This window comes from Kribbella monticola (genome assembly GCF_003261635.1).
GTDB classification, from domain to species: Bacteria; Actinomycetota; Actinomycetes; order Propionibacteriales; family Kribbellaceae; genus Kribbella; species Kribbella monticola.
Window position 1 is genome coordinate 137,745 of record NZ_QFXK01000038.1, and the last position, 20,247, is coordinate 157,991.

The following is a 20,247-nucleotide window of genomic DNA, read 5'->3' on the forward strand; positions in this document are numbered from 1 at the left end:
CCTAAACGGTGGTGCCCATTCGTTGCCGCGACCCCTGACTTCAGCGAACACTCAGAAATGCACGGCGAGGAGGATCCGGCCGGTCTCCGAACTCCGGATGTCGAGCGCCCGGATCTCGCCGCGGTGCAGCTTGGTGGTGGCGGCCGGCTTCACCGTCGTACCGGGGGCAGCGGTCCAGCTGGCGATCAGCGTCGCCTTTCCGGACTCGTCGGTCACGAACAGCTCGTACCCCCGGGCGCGCTCACTCGGCGTCGCCAGTTCGTCGTACCGGCAGCTGATCTCGATCGTCGTGCCCCACCGCTCGTCGACCAGCCGCGCGTCGGCCGACAACTTGCTCGCCACCGTCTTCGCCAGCACCACGTAGTCGCCCGACGGCTCGTTCCCGGCCAGCGGCACCGCCACCACCGCGCCGACCGCGGCAGCGGTGGCGGCAGTCGCGGCGATCAGTCCGGCTAGCCGCAGCTTGCGGCGCCGGCCGTCCTTGCGGGCAGCCCGGACCAGCCCCGGCAGCAGGTTCGGCGGGCTGATCGTCGCTAGCGCCCGGTCGTCCGGCAGGGCCTTGAGCGTGCTCGGCACGTCGGCCAGCGAGGCCACCTCTTCGGCGCAATCCGGGCAGGCGCGCAGATGCTCCTCGTACTCGCGTCTCTCCTGCGCCGACAAGGCGCCGAGCAGGTACGCCGCATCCCACTCGCGGTACGGATCGCTCATTCCTTCGTCACCCCCCTCTCCTGCAACGCCAGCCTCAGCGCCCGCAACCCGTAGTGCAACCGCGACTTGACCGTCCCGGCCGGGATGTCGAGCTCCTCGGCGATGTCGGTGACCGTGCGACGTCCGTAGTACGCGCGCACGATCACCTGCCGATGGTCATGCGACAACTGCGCGAGCGAATCGGACACCAACCACGCATCCAGTACTGCGTTCGCGTGGTCGGCGCTCGGTCGCTCAGGCAGGTCGTCACTGGCCACCTCCCGGTTGACCCGGGCACTGCGCCGATCATCGATGACCAGATTGCGCGCCACCGTGAACAGCCAGGCCCGGGCCCCCGCCTCGTCCTCGGTCAGGATCTGCGGCCGGCGCCAAGCGCGCAGCAGCGTCTCCTGAACGACGTCCTCGGCGAACCGGTCGTCTCCCGTCAGCCGGACCACGAACCGCCACAACGAAGGCGCGTGCACATCGTGCAACTCACGCAACAGCGCCGCCCGGTCGTCGGCCATCGGCGCTCCCGCTTCTGTCATCGTCGGTGCGGCTTCGATTCTTGGTCAGTCGGGTCAGTCTGCCGTAGCAACCAGTTCACGGTTGCGCTGAAGACTGCTCTCCAGAGCCCACGCCCCCGACCCGAGGAACGCGATCAGCAGGAACGCGAACGCGAACAACGCCGCCTTCTCGCCGCCATTCTGCACAGGCAGCAGCGCGTCCTTCTGGTGCACGGTGAAATAGGCGTAGGCCATCGACCCGGAGCACAGCAACGCGGCGTACCGCGTCCCCAACCCGAGCATCACGGACAGTCCACCGACCGCCTGGATCACCGAAGCCCACCACCCCGGCCAGACCATCGGCTCGATCTTCGCGACTCCGAGCACCCCGAACAACGCGGCAGCTCCATGGGTGGCGAACAAGAATCCCACCACGATCCGGAACAACCCCAGTACCTCGTGACGCCAGCGCTCCATACTCACTCCTCAGGTGAACGGACGGGTTCAACGCCACCGGCCGGCCTCACCCGCCCAGCAGCGCCCTTCTCCCGCAGGAACGAACCACCCCACCATCCGGTTCAACCGTCCGTAATCTTTTAATCACCCTCCGAATCCATTGACATCCCACCCTCCGACCCGCTAGACCACCCCAACGAGCCAAACCACCCCCCAACCTGACACACTGTCCCCACCACCCAGGGGCCTCTAGCTCAATTGGCAGAGCAGCGGACTTTTAATCCGCGGGTTGTCGGTTCGAGTCCGACGGGGCCTACGCATCTCGTACGCCGGGGAAGTACGCCCGCGTCGCGCCTCCTCCGTCGGCGCTCGACCCACCCACCCCAGTCCGCCGCTCCTCCGTCGCGGCTCGCGGTCGGGTGCGGGTTCTGCCGGTTCGCTCAGGCGATCGCTGAGCCGCCCAGTGGCCCATCGAAACTGCTTCTGAATGGACCAGTGGTTGCGTGGGGCGGGTGCCTACGGTCGAGGGGAGGCATCACAAACGACGACTGCGAAGGATTCTCATGCGTGCCATCACTGTCCGGGACCGGGAGGCCGACGGTTATGGGTTGTCTCTGACCGAGCTGCCGTCTCCTAGCGCTGCCGAGAATGACGTTGTCGTGCAGGTTCACGCCGCCGGGTTTCTTCGGGGCGAGCCGGAGTGGCCTAGTACCTGGACCGACCGTGCGGGGCGTGATCGCACACCGAGTGTCCTCGGCCACGAGGTGTCCGGCGTAGTTGTCGAGTTGGGCTACGGAACGACCGGCCTCACGATCGGGCAGCGAGTCTTCGGGCTGACCGACTGGGCCCGCAACGGTTCACTCGCCGGGTACACCGCCGTTGAGGCTCGCAACCTGGCACCGCTGCCAGCCGACGTCGACCACACGACCGCAGCGGCTGTGGTGATGCCGGGGCTGACGGCTTGGCAGGCGCTGTTCGACCACGGTCATCTCGAAGCGGGCCAGACCGTCCTTATTCATGGCGCCGGCGGCTCGGTCGGCTCGGTCGCCGTACAACTGGCGCGCGAGATCGGAGCCCACATCATCGGCACTGGCCGGGCCGCCGACCGGGATCTGGCCGGCACACTGGGCGCCCATGAGTTCCTCGACCTGGACAGCGAGCGCCTCGAGGACGCCGGCGAGGTCGACGTGGTGTTCGACGTGATCGGCGGCGAGATCCTCGACCGCTCCACCGCGCTGTTGCGCCCCGGCGGCACCCTCGTCACCGTTGCCGCGCCGCCAACCGTCCACCCTGCCAACGGCAGGGCGATCTTCTTCGTCGTCGAGCCCCATCGCGAACAGACGGCCCAGTTGGCTGCTCGCCTGCGCGATGGGAGGCTCACACCGCTCGTCACGGCCGTCCGCGACCTGGCCGACGCCCCCGCCGCCTTCACAGAGCGCACACGCGACAGGATCATCATCACGGTGAAATGAATGAATCAACCGTCCTTTTACCGGTACGCCGTAGGACCGAAAGCGGCCTAAACGACAGTCAATTTCGGCGGCATGCCGTGGATCATCTCCCGCGAAACGGCCGCGGTCATTGTTTCTGGTGGCAGGTAGCCCAGAAAATCCTCGGCACTCCAGGCGGTCGGCTTGAGCGGATCGAAGTCGGCGTTGCTTTGTGAGCCGCTACTTGAGGCCGCGGAGAATCACGGCCAGCGTGCGCTGACGGAGGTCTGCCGTCCAGGATGCTTGCTGGGCGGCGTACGTCGCTGCCGTCAGTAGCGCCATCACCTCATCGACCTGTGCGGTTGGCCGGGCTGCGCCGGTCGCCTTCGCCTGATCGAGCAGTTGCGCGACGCTGTCGGTCAGACTCTGCAGCGCGTCGCCGATGTCCAGCCCTGGATCGCCGAGTGTGATAACGACCATCCTGGTCCGGACGGCTTCGTCGACGACGGCATCGAAGACACTCACTGTAGTCCGCGACAACCTGAGTGGACACTCATTTTTGGAGGTCGTCATGACTGATCTGTGGATGATCATCGAGAGTCTCGGCCGGAGCTGGACCGGCGATCGAGCTGCGATGGACGACCTGCTGGCCGACGATGTGGTGATCGAAGCGCCGTTCGCGGCGGGCGGTCCGGCGCGGTGGGATGGGCGCGAGGAGTGGCTGGCGTTCGCGGTGCCGGCGCGCGCGGGATACCCCGGTGCGGTTCGACCGGTTTACGCCGTTGGTCGTGTACGAGACGACGGCCCCAGAGATCGCCGTACTGGAGTATGAGCTGGCGGGTGCGCACCCTGTCACCGGTGAGCAAGCTGCTGGGCAATTCGTCGGTGTACTGCGAGTGCGGGACGGCAAGATCGCGGGCTGGCGTGAATACCAAAACACGTATGCCAGGGTGCAGGCGTTGGGCTGAGGCTGACCGCGTCTATTGGGGACAGTGGGTGTCGGAGATCGTGGGATTGCCGAAGCGGCCGAGCACCAGCCGCGCATTGCTGGATCACGACGAGAACGCGCCATCATCGAGACCGGCATTCGAACCTGCTCGCCTCACGGTTGGGTCTCAAGCGGCGAGACGGGAGTTTCCATGGCGGATCGGAGGGCACCGGTCGCTTCAAGTTGGCTATTTGGGCTCGAGACTGCTGGTCGGCTCAGGTCGCACGCGTTGAGCTAACAGCGCGGGCGGCCGTCCTGTTTCGCGGTCAACTGCCCCGTGACAAAGTGTCGGTACACGGTTCCACGTCGGCGCTGATACAAGAATGGGTTCTAGTGCAAGCTCCACACCTTGGCCACCGCACCCTGTCTGCGCGAGGAGAAGACGGATGACCGACCAAGCCGGCGATTTCGGCGAGCTGGCGATGAGCCTGCACAACCAGAGCACCGTTCTGGGCACAGTCGAAGGCGTCCTGCAGTTCGCGGTCGAAGTACTGCACTACGACCACGCCTCCGTGCTGCTGATGCACCGCAAGCACGCGCAAACCATTGCCGCAACCGACGAGTTGATCACCGCCGCGGACCAGTTCCAGATCGACCTCGGCGAGGGGCCGAGCCTGCTGGCCATCACCGATCACGACGATGTGCTGGTCGAGGACACCACCACCGAGCTCCGCTGGCCCAAGTGGGCACCAACCGCCGCCGCCAACGGAATTCGCAGTGCGCTGGCGATCCGGCTGTTCACCACGCACACCACGAGCGGCGCCCTGAACCTGGTCTCCTCGGAACCATTCATCTTCAACGAGAGCGACCGTCAAGCAGCCCACTTGCTCGCACTGCACGCCTCAATCGCGATCTGCTCGGCTCAGGTTGAGGCCAACCTGCGTCAAGCTATCGACTCGCGCAAGGAAGTCGGCCAGGCGGTCGGGCGGCTGATGGAGCGGTACGGCCTCGACGCCATCCACGCTTTCGGCGTACTTCAGCGCTACTCCCAAACCCGCAACGAGCGCCTACGCACGGTCGCTCTCCACGTCATCGAGACCGGCAATCTCCCGCAGTAGTAGTTCGCGCTCCGCCCGAGACCTTGACGGTTCAGTGGAAGAAGCCATCCGCTTCAACTTGAACCGCGAACCACCCGGCATTGGACCTGGGAAGTTTGTTCTTGGCCCGGGCTAGTTCCAGGTACTACCAGACGAGTCCGTCCAGATGGTTGCGGCCGGCAAGCAGGCGGGCGATGCGGTCCTGCGCCGCTGCACGTATGTCAGGCTCGGGGTGGTGTGCGTAGAGCGCGAGCTCCACGTACATGTCGTAGAAGTTCAACCGCTCGCGTAGATGCTCGCGCTCGAACAGCTCCGGATACGCGCCGTGCAGCCATCCGGGGACCTCAGCGAGGGTGGTCTCGTCGAGGCCTTGTTCGTCGGGTGTGGGTGGGTACTCTCGCGCCCTCGCGCACCAGCGCAGGATGGTGTCGAGCTCGACATCCGCCGGCTGAGCCAACGCCTCCGCGAAGTCGATAAGACCGGTGACGCGTCCTTGGTCGACGATCACGTTGGAGCCATGGAGATCACCGTGGACGAGGACGGGTTCGTCGGCGGCGCACAGCGCCAGCCGGTCCTGGACCCAGTCGGCGACGTCCGCGAGCAGGCGCGAGTCATGATTGGGCAGTCGCCGGGCAGCCTCGACCTGCTGGAGCGTCGCGCTCACTACGGGTGGGTGGAACGCAGGCCACGGCTTGCCGGCGAGCGCGTCGGCCAGCCAGGGCGGCAGCAGGTCGGCCGGGACAGGAACACGGTGAAGTGCGCGCAACGCAGCCCCGAGGCTTTCGATCATTGCTTGGCGCGTGTGCGAGTCGGCCGCCGGCCATGCGTCGTACAGGGTTCGGCCGGGCAGGCGTTCGGAGACGTACCACGGCCCGTCCGGGCCGTCGCCGTGCGCGAGGTGCCGGGCGTGCGGAACCTCGCTGCCGGCGAGCAGGTTGACGACTGTAGCCTCGTGGCGATACGCACCGCGGAACTGTCCGTTCGTGTTCAGCCGTACTACGTACTCGTCGCCGACCCACACGCGGCTAACCCAGCCGGCCTTTGGAACAAAGCGGCCCGTTGCTGGCAAACCAGCGGCCGCCAGCGTCCTCCGCAGCGCCGGATCGGTAGCCCAGCCGCCGTCGGTCATGAGCGCGAGCCTATTCGTCCGAGGCCTGCGGCGATACGGGTTTCTAACTAACCCCGCCGCCGCCAGAGACAGGTGATACGGCCGCCGGAGTCCTCGCTGCGGCTTCGTCACCGGCTGATTACATCGGCCGAGATGTTGCCCTCGGCAAGTTCGGTAGTTGCTGAATGTCCTCAGTTGACCACTCCGTGCGGCTGTTCGGGCCAATTTCCTTTCGGGATCGTGGTCCCCGGGCGAACGTTGATTGCCCGGGGCATCAGCATTTGCTGCGCCGCGCGGGAATGTCTGGACGGGTGGAGAGGCGGCGGTGCACTGTGGAGGGGTGGATCTGGATGCGGTGGCGGTGGAGCTGTACGGGCTTGCGCCGGAGGAGTTCACTGCTGCCCGCAACCAACTGGCCAAGACAGTTGGCGGCCAGGCCGCCGCCGCGATCAGGGCGCTGCGGAGGCCGACCCTGGCGGCGTGGCTGGCCAACCTGCTCGTACGGACCAACCCGGACGGCGTTGATGCCCTCACCGAGTTGGGCGAAGAGCTACGCGCTGCTCACCTGTCGGCCGACGGCGCCAGGCTGCGCTCCCTGACCCCGAAACGCCACGCCCTGGTCAAGGAGCTGGTGGCCTCCGCCAGAACTGAAGCAGGCGTCCTCGGCCGGTCGATCACTCCCGCGGTCGTTGAGCGCCTTACCGAGACGCTTGATGCCGCGCTCATCGATCCGGGCGCCGCGCAGTTGCTCCGGACTGGGCAACTGACCAGCGCGTTGCGGCATGTCGGGTTCGGTGTCGTCGACGAAGCCGGCGAGCCGGCCAAGTTCGCGCCGATGAAACCTCGCGCTGTCCGCAGTACGCCGGCCAAGAAGGCGGCCAAGTTGGCGCGGCCGCAGCAGTCTGGTGCTGAGCGGGCTCTGCAGCGGCGCCGGGAAGAGCTACAGACCCACGCCGATGAGCTCGAGCAGGAGTATCTGCAGGCCGAGAAGGAACGGGCCGAAGCTGAGTCGGTCCTCGACGCGCACCAGCATCACGCCAGCGATCTGCAGGCCACGATCGGCCGGCTGACCGACGAACTCGACCAAGCCCGACAACAGCTGAAGGCCACACAGCGCGAAACAGCACGGCTTGAACGGGCACTGGACCGGGCAACGCGCACCGCCGCGATGGTACGACGACGGCGTGACGCGCAACTGAAGCGGATCGCAACCTTCGAGGCTTGAACCGGTACTGCGGGTTCCTCGGCGGTCCCTACTCTCCTGGTGACCTAGTGGGAGTGACCCAGTGGTGTGGTTCGGTTTGGGGAGGAGAACTGGACTACACCAGAAGGGTTGTGCCGTGCGTAAGAGCAGCCGCCGCCTGTTCGCAGTACTGACCGGATTGCTTTTGCTGACGCCGACGGTTGCCGTCGCGGCGCCGGCTCGGGAGGTCAGTGCGTTGTCTGTGTTGACGTACAACATTCATCACGGTGCCGGGGTGGATGGAGTGGTGAATCTCGAGCGGATTGCTGGGGTGATCAGTCAGTCGGGGGCTGACGTGGTCGGGTTGCAGGAGGTGGATGTTCACTTCGATGCGCGGAGTAATTGGGTGGATCAGGCTGCCTGGCTGGCGAATCGGCTCGGGATGGAATATCGGTTCGCGGCAAATCTCGATCAGCCGCCGGTGAATGAAGGCGAGCCGCGGAGGCAGTACGGTACGGCGATTCTGTCGAAGTACCCGATCAAGGACTTCAGCAATACCTTGCTGCCCTTGTACGCCGGTAGCGAGCAGCGTGGGTTGGCTGTGGCGACCCTGGATGTGGGCGGGCGGGATGTGCGGTTCGCCAATACTCATCTCTCGAAGCTGACCTCGGCGGAGCGGGTCGAGCAGGCGCAGAAGATCGTTCAGCTGTTGTCGGGGTCCACTGCCCCGACGTTGCTTGTCGGCGATCTGAACGGCGTACCGACGTCGCCGGAGATCAAGACGCTGACCGCGGTTTGGGCCGACACCTGGGCCGAGGTCGGCTTCGGGCTGGGGTTCACCAATCCGTCGTTGCTCCCGACTTCCCGGATCGACTTCACCTTGCACTCTTCGGCCTTGAAGGCGAAGACCGCGAAAACGCCCAGCACGCTGGCCTCCGACCACCTTCCCTTGGCCACCACGTTCGACCTCGGCTGATCGAAGTCAGTCGGTCGCAACGGTTGTCGGGGGTAAGGCGAAGTAGGCGTAGATGCCCGCGCAGAGGATCAGGGCCGCTGAGGTGAGGAAGATCGTGTCGATTCGGCCGAGGTGGAGGCCGAGGACGGTGGCGTGGAAGTTGCGGAGGGTGGTGCTGGCCAAGGAGCCGGCCACCACCACCGAGATCATCGAAGCGGCCGTGACGACGGGGTTGATGACGCCCATCATGCGGCCGGTGAACTCCTTGGGGGTCACCGCCAGCAACTGTGGGCTGATGCCGGCGTTCATGACGGCAACCGGGATCGCCATCACGAACATGAGAGCCACTGCGACGGGGTAATGACTTGTGCGCGAGAGGGCGGCGATTCCGGTGCCGCCGAGGATCAGGCCGAGCCAGGTGACGTTGCGGGCGTGGAGCAGCTTGGTCAGGCGGCCTGAAATCAGGGAGCCCGAGACCGCTCCCGCGCCGTACGCCATCCAAAGGATGCCGAGGAGGCCGGCGCTGACGTGCAAGTTGTCGGTGACGAAGAAGACCATCAACGCGGTGAGCGCGCCGGTGCCCAGCGACGAGATGACCATGACCGCGAGCAGAGCGATGAGGAAGCGGTTGCGGGCGAACATCTTGATGCCTTCGGCGAACTGCGTGCGCCATGGCGTCCGCTCGGCGGTCGAGACATCGGTGCGGCTGGCGTCGGTGGCCGGGAAGCGGACCGACCGGATGGCGAGGTAGGAGACGACGTACGAGGCGCAGTTGATGAACATCGCCCATTTGATGCCTAGGGCAAACAAAAGCGGCGCGGCGATCGGCGGACCGAGGATGACGGCGGTGGCGGCGGTCGCCTGACCGAGCCCGAAGGCTTTGGCCCGGTCGGCTTCACCTTCGACGATCTCGCCGATGGTGGCGAAGCGCGCGGGGTTGAAGAACTGCCCGGCGGAGTTGACGACGAGCACCACGGCGTACAGCAGTATGAGCCAGACGCCGACCGGGAGGGTGGAGGTCGGCAGGAGGGTGATCAACGCGAGGGTGCCGACGACGATGCCGCGGATGGCTTCCGAACGGAGCAGCGTACGGCGAAGGCTCCAGCGATCCACGAACACGCCGGCCAGCGGGCCGACCACCATCGTCGCGAAGAACGCGCACAGCATCAGCCCACTGACGGCCGCGGGCGCCCAGTGGCTGTGGGCCAGCAGCTCGGTGGCGATCCACAGCGTCAGCGTCGTGTCGAAGACGTAGTCACCGATCGACGAAACCGCCTGCCCGTACCAAAGCCGAGCAAAGTCCCGATTCACCAAAAACCTGGAAACCCGTACGCCGGTCACCTCCTCGGCCATGGCCCCCCGCCTCCTCGAATCGGAACCGCCGCGTGATTCAGACTTTGGACATCAACCACCGGTAGAAAGCCGCCGTAATTGTCAACTGCGGTCGGCGTTCTGTACAGAGCATTCGCTACGGCAAAAGCTGCAATTGAGCGGTAGCGCTCGTCAACTGGAGCTGAGGTGAATTCGTGGAACGACGACGGTCGCGCACGGCGGCCCCCTGATTGAGCAGTCGCCCCACCGTCCTGCCCGCCTATCGCCGCTATCGCCGTCAGCACACCGGGAGGCGTCGAGGGGCAAGCAGCCTTAGGCGGTGAAGCCGAGTTCAGCAGCCGTGGGTGGACTCTCGGCATCCCAGACTCTGGCGTAAGCCGGTGCGACAAGCGGCCAGATCTCGTGCACGCCGTCTTCGACAGACTCGATCTCATCGGCTAAGTCTCCGGAAACCACGAACTCGTGTGGGATGACGCGACCGGCTGCGTCCTTCCGTCCCAACGGATCAGGAAAGCGCAGCGCGACCTGCCCAGCGGCACGACGCCAAGTCGTCGGCTCGTCATCGAGATCTGCGAAGCTGCGTTCGTAATCCACGAGTGGGTCGGGCCGCCCTCCGTTCAGGAGGAACCGAAAACCCCAGGAGCGGCCTCGAGTAGCCCAGATGAGGCTCTCGGATAGGTCGACGCTCACTTGAGACTCTTGATGAGCAGCTTGTCCTTGAGGCCCTGGTCGAGGTCCAGCTTGAACTGGGTGATCGTCGCGGTCAGGAAGTCGTGGTGCTTTCGAGCCTGGGCGTTGATCTCCCTGAGTTGCGCTCCACCCATCTTGGTGGCCGCTATTAGGGCAGGGACCGCCGCTTTGCCCGCGAGGGGACCGACTATCGGCAGCCTCGCCACCAGCTTCTCGATACCAAGACCCTTCGCGGCCACGAGTACCGCAGCTAGGGTCTCGGCGCCGTCCGCCAGGGTGTCCAGCACCCTCCTCGGGATCTCCATCCGCTCGTTCCACTGAACTCGGCGCTCCAGAGGAAGTATTGAGGCCACCGGCAGGATGAGGTCGAGCCCGACGCGTTGGGTCACATCGATCTCTACCGGGTCCGGACCAGTCGCGGAGAGGTCGAACTTGGCCGAGGAGAGCAGCATGAAGTCTTCGCCCACCGACAGTGCGTCGGGGGTTTCGACGAACTCCTTCAGCGTCGAGCGCAGGCCGTCGAGGTGGTTGGCCGCCTTCTCGATGACGAGGTCGCGGAACGAGTAGACATCCCAGTCTGGGAAGAGGTCTGCCTTGGAGAGTGCGATGATCCAGATCCGCGGGAACTCGGCAAGCAGGTCGTCGTCGCGGAGCAGTTCGTCCTTGAGTCGCAGCACGCCTTGCCGGAAGTTCGTCAGGAGCGACTTGAGGTACCTCTCCTCCTCGCCCTTGTAGTCCAGCAATTTCTGGCCGTCCACCAGCAGGAGCGCGACATCGGAACCCAGCAGCGACCGAAACGTGTCGACCCGGCGATTGGCCTCTTCCTCGCTGCTCGGCGTCTCCTCGAACCATTCCCCCGGATAGTCGTGCCACGCGAGTCGCAGGGCGTCGAACGGCCGCTTGTTCGCTTCGGAGTTGTCTCCGCCCTTGAGCTTCACAGAGAACATGTAGGTCGTAGCCGCGAACCGGGTAGGCGCCGGCGCTCGCCCGCGATCTCTCATGCCGAGGTAGTTCTGGTAGAGCCGATTGCCCTGGCCGGTATCGTCTGCGACGAGGTCCCACAGGTCGTTCGAATATGAGCCCTCTTGCGTCGGGCCGAAGAACGAGGAAACCAGCACCGTCTTCCCGGAGCCGCTCTCTCCGAAAACCGCGATGTGCTGCTCACGGACTCTGGGGTATTTCGCCATGGCGCGAACGTACCTCACACACGGATGCGGCGCGGCGACTCGGACAACTGGCTGCGCAGTCCCCCGCCCGGGTCGCGAGAGCGGTCTCCGGCGGCCGATCTCGTCCTGATCAGTTGTACGGCGTGAGGTTCGAGGCACAGACGAGGAGTGCGAGGAAACGACGATGAGGGGAACCCCCGGACGGCAAGCAACCCGCGCGCGATCGCGAGCCGCGACGGAGGAGCGGCGGGATGGGGTGGGTGGGTCGAGCGCCGACGTAGGAGGGGCGATGTGGGCGCTTTTCCGGCGTACGTGAAGTGTTCAACCCGCGGGCGAAAGTTCGGTGTGCTACGACTGGCTGATGGTGTTTGAGCGGGATGAGGAGCGGGTGGAGCCGGGCGAATCGCGGCATGAGTTGTTGAAGGAGGTGCCGGGGTCGCAGGCCGGTGGGGGTGGGTCGGAGAGTTTGACGACTGTGTTGGTTGCGTTCGGGGCCAATGTGTTGATTGCGGTGGCCAAGTCGGTGGCGGCGTTCATGACCGGGTCGGCGTCGATCTTGGCGGAGGCGGCGCACTCCTGGGCTGATGCGGGCAACGAAGTGTTTCTGTTGATCGCGAATCGGCGGGCGCACAAGCCGTCTGATGAACTGCATCCGCTTGGGCATGGGCGGGAGGCGTATGTGTGGTCGCTGTTCGCGGCGCTCGGGTTGTTTGTTGCCGGCGCGGCGGTGTCCATCACGCATGGGGTCCAGGAGCTGATCACACCCGAGCCGGCGGGGCACTTCGTCATTGGGTACGTCGTACTGGCGGTTTCCTTCGTGCTGGAAGGGATCTCGTTCCTGCAGTCGGCGAGGCAGGCCAAAGCGGAGGCCCAGACGCTGCAGCGGGACCTGATCGAGCATGTCCTCGCTACCTCGGATCCGACGCTGCGGGCTGTGTTCGTCGAGGATGCGGCCGCGTTGAGTGGGCTGGTCATTGCGGCAGGCGGCCTCGTCGCTCATCAGTTGACCGGCTCGGCGACACCGGATGCGATCGGGTCGATCCTGGTCGGCGTACTGCTTGCGTACGTCGCGCTGCTGCTGATCAACCGCAATCGGCGGTTCCTGGTCGGGCAGGAGGCCGATCCGCGGGTTCGCGAGGCGGCGTTGCAGGCGTTGCTGGCTGCGCCGGAAGTTGCCCGGGTCACCTATCTTCGGCTCGAGATCGTCGGCCCGCGGATGATTTCGGTCATCGGGGACGTCGACCTGGCCGGGGACGACACCGAATCCCATGTAGCTGTGCGTCTGCGCGCTCTCGAAGCCCGGATCAGCGCGTCCCCCGCGGTAGCGGGCGCAGTACTGAGCCTTTCGGCACCGGACGAACCGTCGCTGTGACGGCGACTCTATGAAGCCGCTGACTGGCATGCAGTGACAGCGGTTTCGGAGTCTGGACGGTCCGCAAATACAGGCTTAGCGTCGAAAGGAAGGGGCACGGTCAGGGGAGGGACGTCATGCGAAAGGTCACGAGGCTGCTGGTCGCTGTGCCGGCCATGGTGATGATGCTCGGGATGGGCGCGCCGCCCTCGGTGCGATCCATCCCGCTGCCGAACGATTTCTCACCGGAAGGCATCGCCGCGGGGTCGGGATCGACCCTGTACGTCGGTTCGCTGGTCGACGGGGACATCTATCGCACCGATCTCCGCGGCCACCACGGCAAGGTCTTCATCGATGCGCCGGCGGGGCGGACGGCGCTCGGGATGAAGTACGACAAGGCCCATCACCGGCTCTGGGTCGCGGGCGGACCGACCGGTCACGCGTACGTGTACGACACCCGGACCGGCAGGTCGATCGCGGACCTCAGTCTCGGTACGGCGGGTGCATCGCTGATCAACGACGTGGTGATCACCACGCACGCGGCGTACTTCACCGATTCCTTCAACCCCGTGCTGTACAAGGTGCCGATCGGGTACCACGGCTGGATCGGCCGGCCGCACAAGATCACGCTGAGCGGGCCGGCGGCAACGATCGTCCCAGGCGGCTTCAACCTCAACGGGATCGCGGCACCCAACGACCACACGTTGATCGCCGACCATTCCGCGCTGGGCACGCTGGTCACGATCAACCCGCGCACCGGCTCCAGCCACAGCATTCAGGTGACCGGCGGCGCTCTGACCCCGGGATCACCCGACGGCATCCTGCTGCACGGCAGGTCGTTGTACGTCGTCGAGAATTTCGCCGAGCGACTGGTCACGGTCAAACTCGGCCACGACTTCCGTACTGCGCGGATCACCTCGGTGGTCACCGATGCGGACGTCCACGGCGCCTTCCGGATCCCGACCGCGGTCGCCGAGCAGGACGGCCGGCTCGCCCTGGTCAACGCCCGCTTCGATGTCGGCCTCCCGCCGCCACTGGGCACCGGCGTACCGGCCGGCACCGACTACAACCTCGTTGTCCTGAAGCGATAGCGATGTCAGCGGGCCTCGAGGACGGACATCCGGGCCGAGGTGTGGACGACCCGGGACAACTCGAGGTCCGCAGCGGCGAAGAGTGCGGCGTACTGCGCTTCCGTGCGCTCGCGGCCGCCTGGAAGGGTCAGCATGTTGAGGTCGGAGAACGCCGCTTCGGCCTCATGACCAGGTAGCCCGAGAAGGCCCTCGACGACCAGGACGACACCCCCGGGCGCGAGGGATCGACGGCAGGTGCGCAGGATCGAGACGCACTCCTCGTCCGGCCAGTCGTGCAGGATCGACTTGAGCAGATAGGCATCGGCGGCCGGGACCGATTCGAAGAAGTTGCCGCTGGCAAAGGACCAGCGATCCTCGACCGACGGCGACGCACCGGGCGGCGGCTTGTGGCCGACGACGTGTTCCTGATCGAAGACCGTCCCGGTCAGGTGCGGATACTTCTCCAGTACTGCGGCCAGCAGGACACCCAGTCCCCCGCCCACATCGACAACGGTCTTCAACTCACTGAAGTCGTAGGCCTCCGCGACCGCACCGGCGACCACTGAACTGAGCGCCGCCATGTTGTCGTTGAAGATCTCGTTGAATTCAGGATGCTCGGTCCGATGCTCCCAGACATCCACACCGTGCAAGGCTTTGAACGCGTTCTCGCCGGTGCGGATGCTGTGCGTGAGATTTCCCCAGGCCGCCCACAGCGCCGGATCCTGCATCATCCTCGCCAACGGACGAAGACTTCCCGGTACGCCGGTTCGCAGGCTCTCCCCCAGCGGCGTATTCGTATACGACCCGTCTGCCTCCGTGTACACCCCCACGGCGCACAGCACCCTCAGCAACCGCAGCAGCGCGTCCTCGTCGGCACCCGCCTCGGCCGCCAGTTCGGCAATCGTGCGCGGCCCGTCGGCCAGCCGGTCGGAGATCGCCAACTCGGCGGCCACGCTCAGCGCAGCCGACAGCCGGAACCCAGTGATCATCGCTTGAAGTTCTTCTCGTCCCCCCATGCGCCGATCATCCGCTGCCCGGCCCGCAAACACCAGAGCCGACCTCTGCACCCCACCGAACACGGGCGCGGGCACGATGGTGGGGTGAGTGACCTGACACCGGAACTGGCGGCGACGATGGTGAACGCACCTTGATCAGTGCTGGAGATTCACACCGGCAGGGTCAGCAGGCGCAGGCGATTCCCAGTGGGGCGGTCAGCGGGTCGGTGGCGCGGCGGTCGATGCCGGCGGCGGTTTCGACCGGGAGGCCTTCGCGGGTCCAGTACTCGAAGCCGCCGATCATCTCCTTGACCGGGTAGCCGAGTTTGGCGAACTCCAGCGCCGCCTTGGTTCCACCGTTACAACCCGGCCCCCAGCAATACGTGACGACGGAAGATCCAGCCGGTACTACGGAAGCCGCGCGGGCCGCGATCTCGGCAGTCGGCAGGTGGATCGCGCCGGGCACGTGGCCCTGGTCCCAGCTCGCCTGGCTCCGGCTGTCGATCAGCACCCAACCGGTGACGCCGGCACCGATGTCGGCGGCGACGTCCGACGGGTCGGTCTCGTACGACAAGCGGGCGGCGAAGTGCGCGACCGCGGCCTCCTGGGCGGCGGGCAGAGTACTCAGCACCGATGACATCGCAGAACTCCTTCTCGTTCAGGAGCCTCAAGCGTCAGCCACACCGCTCATCGCGGAAAGTGGCAGAAAAGACCAACTACTACAAAATACTGCCAGACGATTTACGCGGGCTCATCCAAGCCCGCCGGTGCGCGGCGACGGCGGAAGAGCGGGCCGGAGTCGTCGGTCTTGATGGCGGCTCGGGCGCGGGCTGTTTTGATGGCGGTGGTGAGGGTCGGGACGTCGTACGCGCCGTAGTGGCGTTGGCCGTTGATGAAGAAGGTCGGCGTGCCGGAGACGCCACTCAGGTCCGCCGACTCGACATCCTGGGCGACGCGGGCTGCGGCGACGTGGCGCTTCACGTCGTCGTGGAAGCGTTGCGGATCGAGCCCTACCTGCTCGGCGTACGCCATCAAGTCCTTCGGCAGCAGGTCTTCCTGGTTCGCCAGCAGGAGATCGTGCATCTCCCAGAAGCGGCCCTGAGCGGCCGCGGCTTCCGACGCCTCGGCGGCGAGCTGGGCGTGCGGGTGGACGTCCGTCAGCGGCAGGTGCCGCCAGACGTAGCGGAGGTCGTCGTCGTGGAGGAGATCGCGGACGACGGGCTCGGCCAACCCGCAGTACGGGCATTCGAAGTCGCCGTACTCGACCAGCGTGACCGAGGCGGTCTCGGGACCGCGGATGTGGTCGCGGGTGGGGTCGACCGGATCGATCAGGTCGACCAGTTGGTCGACGTCGCCGAGCAGCGCCTTCGCCTTGCGCATCGGGGAGAGCATCCGGGCGAGGCGAAACACGACCCAGGTGATCGCCGACGACAAGACGACGGCCGACAGCAGCCCGACCTTCGCTTCCGCGAGCTCCGGACCGTCGAAGGCCAAGGTTGCTATCAGCAACGAAACGGTGAAGCCGATCCCTGCGATCGTGCCGCTGCCCGCGACGCCGGCCCAGCCGACCAGCGGACGGATCCGGCCACCGCTGAAGCGGGCGAGTGCCGACGACGTGGCGATCACGGCAAGCGGCTTGCCGACGACATACCCGGCGATGATCCCGAGCGTGATCGGCGAGCTGAACGCCCGGGACAGGAAGCCGGCGTCGATCGTCACACCCGCGTTGGCCAGGCCGAAGAGCGGAACGATCAGGTAGCTCGTCCACGGGTGGTAGAAGTGCTGCAGCCTGGCGTTCGGCGACAGCGTCGAGGTGAGGCCGACCGTCGCGGTGCGCGCCAACTCCGGGGTCGGCTGCTCGCGGAAGAGGCGGAAGAGACCGGTCGCCTGCTCGAGTTCGTCGCGCCCGGGCGAGTACGCCGACGCGGTGAGCCCGATCGCCAGGCCGGCCACGACCGGATCCACCCCGCTGGTCAGCAACGCGGCCCAGGTAACGATGCCCAGGGCAACATAGATGGACGGATGCCGGAACTTGAGCAGCGCCGCGATCAGGACCGCCGCGAACGCAGCGACCGCGATGACCAACGGCAGCAGAGAGATGTTCTCGCTGTAGACGACGGCAATGACCAGCAAGGCGATCAGGTCGTCGACCACGAAGACTGTCAGCAGGAAGACCCTGACGCGATCCGGTACGCCGCGGCCGACCAGCGCGAGCAGACCGAGCGCCAGCGCCGTGTCGGTGGACATCGCGACGCCCCAGCCGTGCGCGCCGGGACCACCGTGATTGAAGGCGAGGTAGATGACGACGGGCGTCACCATGCCCGCGACACCCGCGATCACCGGCAAAACGAACCTGCTCCGGTCGCGCAGGTCACCGAGGTCGAACTCGCGCCGCGCCTCCAGCCCGACCACCAGGAAGAACAGCGTCATCAGCCCGCTGTTGATCCACTCCTGCAACTCCAGACCGAACTCGTGCCCGCCGAAAGCGAACGAAAGCTCGGTGTGCCACAGCGCGTCGTACGACCCCGGCGCCAGGTTGGCCCACGCGAGCGCGGCCAGGATGGCGGCAGCCAGGACGCCGGAACTGCCGGCCTCCGTCGTCAGGAACGCGCGCATCGGCGCGGCGACCTCGCGGGTCCAGTTCGTGCGGCCGCTCCAGCGGGCCGCGAAGTCGCTCATAGCCGTCAGCATACTGCCCCGATTGGGACCTACAACCCAGTCTGCAGACGAGGCCGCCGCGCGCTGCAGCCGCTGGTGCTGACCTGATCAAGGAAGGCGCCGCGGCAGACGTCACGGCGATCCGCCGGTCCAGTGCGCTGCGATGCCGCCGCACCGGGCAGGGGCGCTAGTAGGCTGCGCAGGGCGAGGGAGGGAAGTCTGTTGGCGAACGGGGTCTGGCGTCCGCTGAGCGGGCCGTCGCATCAGGTCGCGCTGGAGATCCTGCTCGACGGGCCGTTGTCGCGAGCCGAACTCTCCCGCCGGGTCAGCCTGTCGCCCGGCAGCCTGACCAGGATCACCAAGCCGATGGTCGAGTCCGGGCTGCTCGTCGAGGTCTCCGCCGGCCCGACCGATCCCCGCGTCGGCCGTCCTTCCCAACCACTCGACATCATCCCCGAGTCACACCATTTCGCCGGGATCAAGCTCACAGCGGATGCCGCCGTCGGCGTACTGACGACCCTCCGGGCAGAGGTGATCGCGTCGGCCGAGCGCCCACTCACCGACCACGCGCCCGAAAGTGTTGCCGCAGTGATCGCCGACCTGGCCTCGTCCCTCACGAACGAACTCGAAGCCCCTGGCGGGCTGACCGGGATCGGGGTGACGCTCGGCGGGCGGGTCGCGGGGCGCGCGGAGGTGCGCTGGGCGCCGTTCCTCGACTGGACCGACGTCTCCCTCGGGCAACTGCTCGCCACCCACACCGACGTACCGGTGGTCGTCGCCAACGACGTCCTCGCACTGACCGAGGCGACCCACTGGTTCGGTGCGGGGCGCGGGGTGACCCGGTTCTGTCTGCTGACGATCGGTGCCGGGATCGGGTACGGCCTCGTCGTCCACGACAAGGTGGTCGACAACGCGGACGCCAGCCTCGGCCTGATCGGGCACATCCCTCTCCTCCCGGACGGCCCGCTCTGCGACCGCGGCCACCGTGGCTGCGCCATGGTGCTCCTCAGTTCCTCAGCCATCACCGGACAGGTCAGTACTGCGCTCGGCCGGCCGGTCGAGTACGACGAGTGCCTCGAACTCGCTGCGAACGGCGACCCGGTCGCCAAGAGAGTCGTCGGTACTGCGGGGCAGGCGCTCGGCCGGTTGATAGCGCTGGCCGCCAATTTCACGCTGCCCGAGCGGGTGATCCTCGGCGGCGAGGGGATCCGCCTCGCGACGCTTGCCGAAGCCGAGGTGCTCGAGGGGCTGCACTCGGGCCGGGACCCGCTGGCCGTCGATCCGCCACTCGTGCAACTGCCGCCGGACTTCACCGAATGGGCCCGCGGAGCGGCGGTCACCGCCATCCAGACCTTCGTCCTCGGCCAGGACTAGTAACTGACTATCGCGCCATAAGCAGTTACATTGGTGTCATGGATGAACTGGTGAGGCGTTGGCAGCGTGGCTGGGGACTGTGCCGGGGGTTACCGCCGGCCCGGCTTCTGGCGCAGGACGAGGTAGTGCGTGGGATCGAGGCGGAGCTCGGGTTGCCGGGGCGGGCTCACGAGATCTTCACCTTGAGCGACGAGCCTGAGGCGATCGCGGAGTTGGTCGCGGCAGCCGGCCCGGAGACCTGGGTGACTGTGACGACCACCCAGCGCGAGGACGAGGTGGCGGCCGAGTTGGCCGCGACCGGGTTCGAGGTGTTCGCCGAGCGGAAGGCGTTGATGTCGATCAACCTGGCGGATCACCCGGTTGCCGCCGCAAGGCCGGAGTACGCCGTGGAACTGGAGTCGGCAGCTTCGCAGTACGGGGCTGTGGAGTTGGTGCGGGTGGTTGATCCGGCCGGGGCCGTTGCGGCGCGCGGGATGGCGGCGGTGGTGGGGACGGATGCGGTGATGCACGACATTCACACCGATCCGGCGCATCGGCGGCGAGGGCTGGGGAGTGTGGTGATGTCGACGCTCAGCCTGCGGGCAGTCGAGCTGGGTGCCACGACTGGGTTGCTGATGGCGACGGCGGACGGCGTACAGCTGTATCGGCGGCTCGGGTGGTTGCTGCGGGCAACGATGGTGACCGGGCGCTCAGGGCCGGGCGACTCGGGAGCGGAAGGCGGCGACCTTCGTCCGGTTCTGGCAAGCCGTTGAGCAGAAGCGTTGCCGATGGTTGCGGGTGGCATCGAGAAAGAGGTTGTCGCAGCGTTCGGCGGCACAGGGGTGAAGCCGATCGAGGTCGTCGCTGCCGAGGAGCATGGCGGTCGCAGTACCGAATTCAGCCAGCCAGCCGGTCGCGATCGAGACGTCCTCGGTAGCGAAGTGCAGGTGCCAGGCTGACTCGGGGTGTCGCACGAGGACCGGCGCGGCTCGGGTCGACGCCAGCAGCTCGTTGATCGCCGACGCCGCCGTGTCGGTCTCGCCCTCGGTCAGCAACAGCAGGGCGCGATAGAGACGCTCGCCGCCGGTGGCGAACTCGGCGACCGCGGCATCGTCGATCGACGGCATCCGGTTGGTGGTGAGCCGTAACACCGCCCCCACTGTCACCTCATCCAGAGGTGCGCGAGCGCGACCCTGGCTCCACTCCGCACCGGTCGCATTGGCCAACGCGATCGCCGCCTCGAGCGAGGCCTTCAGGTGATCGGTCGCATCCACCCGCCAAG

At 66.6% G+C, this 20,247-nt stretch carries 21 protein-coding genes and 1 tRNA gene; 10 read left to right on the forward strand and 12 right to left on the reverse strand.

Annotated features, from left to right (window positions below; genetic code table 11):
- Nucleotides 1–51 precede the first annotated feature (51 nt).
- The 3 genes from DIZ26_RS30845 to DIZ26_RS30855 are packed head-to-tail and all read right to left on the reverse strand — an operon-like array spanning nt 52 to nt 1,670.
- The gene (locus tag DIZ26_RS30845) at nt 52–708 is read right to left on the reverse strand and encodes an anti-sigma factor family protein (protein ID WP_112247941.1); all 657 of its coding nucleotides are present in this window, start codon (nt 706–708) and stop codon (nt 52–54) included.
- Nucleotides 705–1,214: a sigma-70 family RNA polymerase sigma factor gene (locus DIZ26_RS30850; RefSeq protein ID WP_112247942.1), complete on the reverse strand. Its 510-nt coding sequence runs from the start codon at nt 1,212–1,214 to the stop codon at nt 705–707. The genes DIZ26_RS30845 and DIZ26_RS30850 overlap by 4 nt, the downstream gene beginning before the upstream one ends.
- 54 nt (nt 1,215–1,268) lie before the next feature.
- Nucleotides 1,269–1,670: a DoxX family protein gene (locus tag DIZ26_RS30855; RefSeq protein WP_112247943.1), complete on the reverse strand. Its 402-nt coding sequence runs from the start codon at nt 1,668–1,670 to the stop codon at nt 1,269–1,271.
- A gap of 222 nt (nt 1,671–1,892) precedes the next feature.
- Between DIZ26_RS30855 and DIZ26_RS30860 the strand changes: the two genes are divergently transcribed.
- Nucleotides 1,893–1,965, forward strand: a tRNA-Lys gene (locus tag DIZ26_RS30860).
- 247 nt (nt 1,966–2,212) lie between these two features.
- Entirely contained in the window at nt 2,213–3,121 is a 909-nt protein-coding gene (locus DIZ26_RS30865) for an NADP-dependent oxidoreductase (protein ID WP_112247944.1), read from the forward strand.
- A 198-nt stretch (nt 3,122–3,319) separates the two neighbouring features.
- On the opposite strand, the gene DIZ26_RS30870 is transcribed toward DIZ26_RS30865, so the two are convergent.
- Nucleotides 3,320–3,604 (reverse strand): SbtR family transcriptional regulator, encoded by a 285-nt coding sequence (locus tag DIZ26_RS30870; protein ID WP_112247945.1) that lies wholly within the window; start codon nt 3,602–3,604, stop codon nt 3,320–3,322.
- A gap of 46 nt (nt 3,605–3,650) precedes the next feature.
- Between DIZ26_RS30870 and DIZ26_RS30875 the strand changes: the two genes are divergently transcribed.
- Nucleotides 3,651–3,911, forward strand: coding sequence for a nuclear transport factor 2-like protein (locus DIZ26_RS30875; protein ID WP_112247946.1), 261 nt, complete (start codon nt 3,651–3,653; stop codon nt 3,909–3,911).
- 542 nt (nt 3,912–4,453) lie between these two features.
- Entirely contained in the window at nt 4,454–5,125 is a 672-nt protein-coding gene (locus tag DIZ26_RS30880) for a GAF and ANTAR domain-containing protein (RefSeq protein ID WP_198676371.1), read from the forward strand.
- 124 nt (nt 5,126–5,249) lie between these two features.
- Here the strand turns inward: DIZ26_RS30880 and DIZ26_RS30885 are convergent, their stop codons facing one another.
- Nucleotides 5,250–6,125: a phosphotransferase family protein gene (locus DIZ26_RS30885; protein ID WP_112247948.1), complete on the reverse strand. Its 876-nt coding sequence runs from the start codon at nt 6,123–6,125 to the stop codon at nt 5,250–5,252.
- A 427-nt stretch (nt 6,126–6,552) separates the two neighbouring features.
- Between DIZ26_RS30885 and DIZ26_RS30890 the strand changes: the two genes are divergently transcribed.
- Both DIZ26_RS30890 and DIZ26_RS30895 read left to right on the forward strand, forming a co-directional pair.
- On the forward strand, nt 6,553–7,437 hold the full coding sequence (locus DIZ26_RS30890; RefSeq protein ID WP_112247949.1) for a hypothetical protein: 885 nt from the start codon (nt 6,553–6,555) through the stop codon (nt 7,435–7,437).
- A gap of 115 nt (nt 7,438–7,552) precedes the next feature.
- Complete coding sequence (locus DIZ26_RS30895) at nt 7,553–8,371, forward strand: endonuclease/exonuclease/phosphatase family protein (protein ID WP_112247950.1); 819 nt, start codon at nt 7,553–7,555, stop codon at nt 8,369–8,371.
- Between the two features lie 6 nt (nt 8,372–8,377).
- Here the strand turns inward: DIZ26_RS30895 and DIZ26_RS30900 are convergent, their stop codons facing one another.
- The 3 genes from DIZ26_RS30900 to DIZ26_RS30910 form a co-directional block, all read right to left on the reverse strand.
- On the reverse strand, nt 8,378–9,703 hold the full coding sequence (locus tag DIZ26_RS30900) for an MFS transporter (RefSeq protein WP_112247951.1): 1,326 nt from the start codon (nt 9,701–9,703) through the stop codon (nt 8,378–8,380).
- Nucleotides 9,704–9,994: 291 nt separating this feature from the next.
- Nucleotides 9,995–10,276 carry a hypothetical protein gene (locus DIZ26_RS30905; protein ID WP_198676372.1) on the reverse strand — a complete coding sequence of 94 codons (282 nt, stop codon included), beginning with the start codon at nt 10,274–10,276 and terminating at the stop codon, nt 9,995–9,997.
- A 92-nt stretch (nt 10,277–10,368) separates the two neighbouring features.
- The gene (locus DIZ26_RS30910) at nt 10,369–11,577 is read right to left on the reverse strand and encodes a TRAFAC clade GTPase domain-containing protein (protein WP_198676373.1); all 1,209 of its coding nucleotides are present in this window, start codon (nt 11,575–11,577) and stop codon (nt 10,369–10,371) included.
- Between the two features lie 322 nt (nt 11,578–11,899).
- Between DIZ26_RS30910 and DIZ26_RS30915 the strand changes: the two genes are divergently transcribed.
- Both DIZ26_RS30915 and DIZ26_RS30920 read left to right on the forward strand, forming a co-directional pair.
- Complete coding sequence (locus DIZ26_RS30915) at nt 11,900–12,910, forward strand: cation diffusion facilitator family transporter (RefSeq protein ID WP_112248138.1); 1,011 nt, start codon at nt 11,900–11,902, stop codon at nt 12,908–12,910.
- Between the two features lie 116 nt (nt 12,911–13,026).
- Nucleotides 13,027–13,980, forward strand: a complete 954-nt coding sequence (locus DIZ26_RS30920; RefSeq protein ID WP_112247954.1) for a YncE family protein — start codon at nt 13,027–13,029, stop codon at nt 13,978–13,980.
- A gap of 5 nt (nt 13,981–13,985) precedes the next feature.
- On the opposite strand, the gene DIZ26_RS30925 is transcribed toward DIZ26_RS30920, so the two are convergent.
- The 3 genes from DIZ26_RS30925 to nhaA form a co-directional block, all read right to left on the reverse strand.
- On the reverse strand, nt 13,986–14,948 hold the full coding sequence (locus DIZ26_RS30925; RefSeq protein ID WP_198676374.1) for a methyltransferase: 963 nt from the start codon (nt 14,946–14,948) through the stop codon (nt 13,986–13,988).
- A gap of 190 nt (nt 14,949–15,138) precedes the next feature.
- Nucleotides 15,139–15,594 (reverse strand): rhodanese-like domain-containing protein, encoded by a 456-nt coding sequence (locus tag DIZ26_RS30930; RefSeq protein ID WP_112247959.1) that lies wholly within the window; start codon nt 15,592–15,594, stop codon nt 15,139–15,141.
- A 101-nt stretch (nt 15,595–15,695) separates the two neighbouring features.
- Entirely contained in the window at nt 15,696–17,633 is a 1,938-nt protein-coding gene (gene nhaA / locus DIZ26_RS30935; RefSeq protein ID WP_112247961.1) for a Na+/H+ antiporter NhaA, read from the reverse strand.
- Between the two features lie 201 nt (nt 17,634–17,834).
- Here nhaA and DIZ26_RS30940 point away from each other — a divergent pair, with 201 nt between their 5' ends.
- Together DIZ26_RS30940 and DIZ26_RS30945 are read left to right on the forward strand one after the other, a co-directional pair.
- Nucleotides 17,835–18,986 carry an ROK family transcriptional regulator gene (locus DIZ26_RS30940; protein ID WP_198676375.1) on the forward strand — a complete coding sequence of 384 codons (1,152 nt, stop codon included), beginning with the start codon at nt 17,835–17,837 and terminating at the stop codon, nt 18,984–18,986.
- A 38-nt stretch (nt 18,987–19,024) separates the two neighbouring features.
- A complete protein-coding gene (locus tag DIZ26_RS30945; protein ID WP_157979857.1) occupies nt 19,025–19,738 on the forward strand; it encodes a GNAT family N-acetyltransferase in 714 nt (237 codons plus the stop codon).
- Here DIZ26_RS30945 and DIZ26_RS30950 read toward each other — a convergent pair.
- Nucleotides 19,676–20,239 (reverse strand): CGNR zinc finger domain-containing protein, encoded by a 564-nt coding sequence (locus DIZ26_RS30950; RefSeq protein ID WP_112247965.1) that lies wholly within the window; start codon nt 20,237–20,239, stop codon nt 19,676–19,678. The two genes, DIZ26_RS30945 and DIZ26_RS30950, sit on opposite strands and share 63 nt — an antisense overlap.
- Between the last annotated feature and the right edge of the window lie 8 nt (nt 20,240–20,247).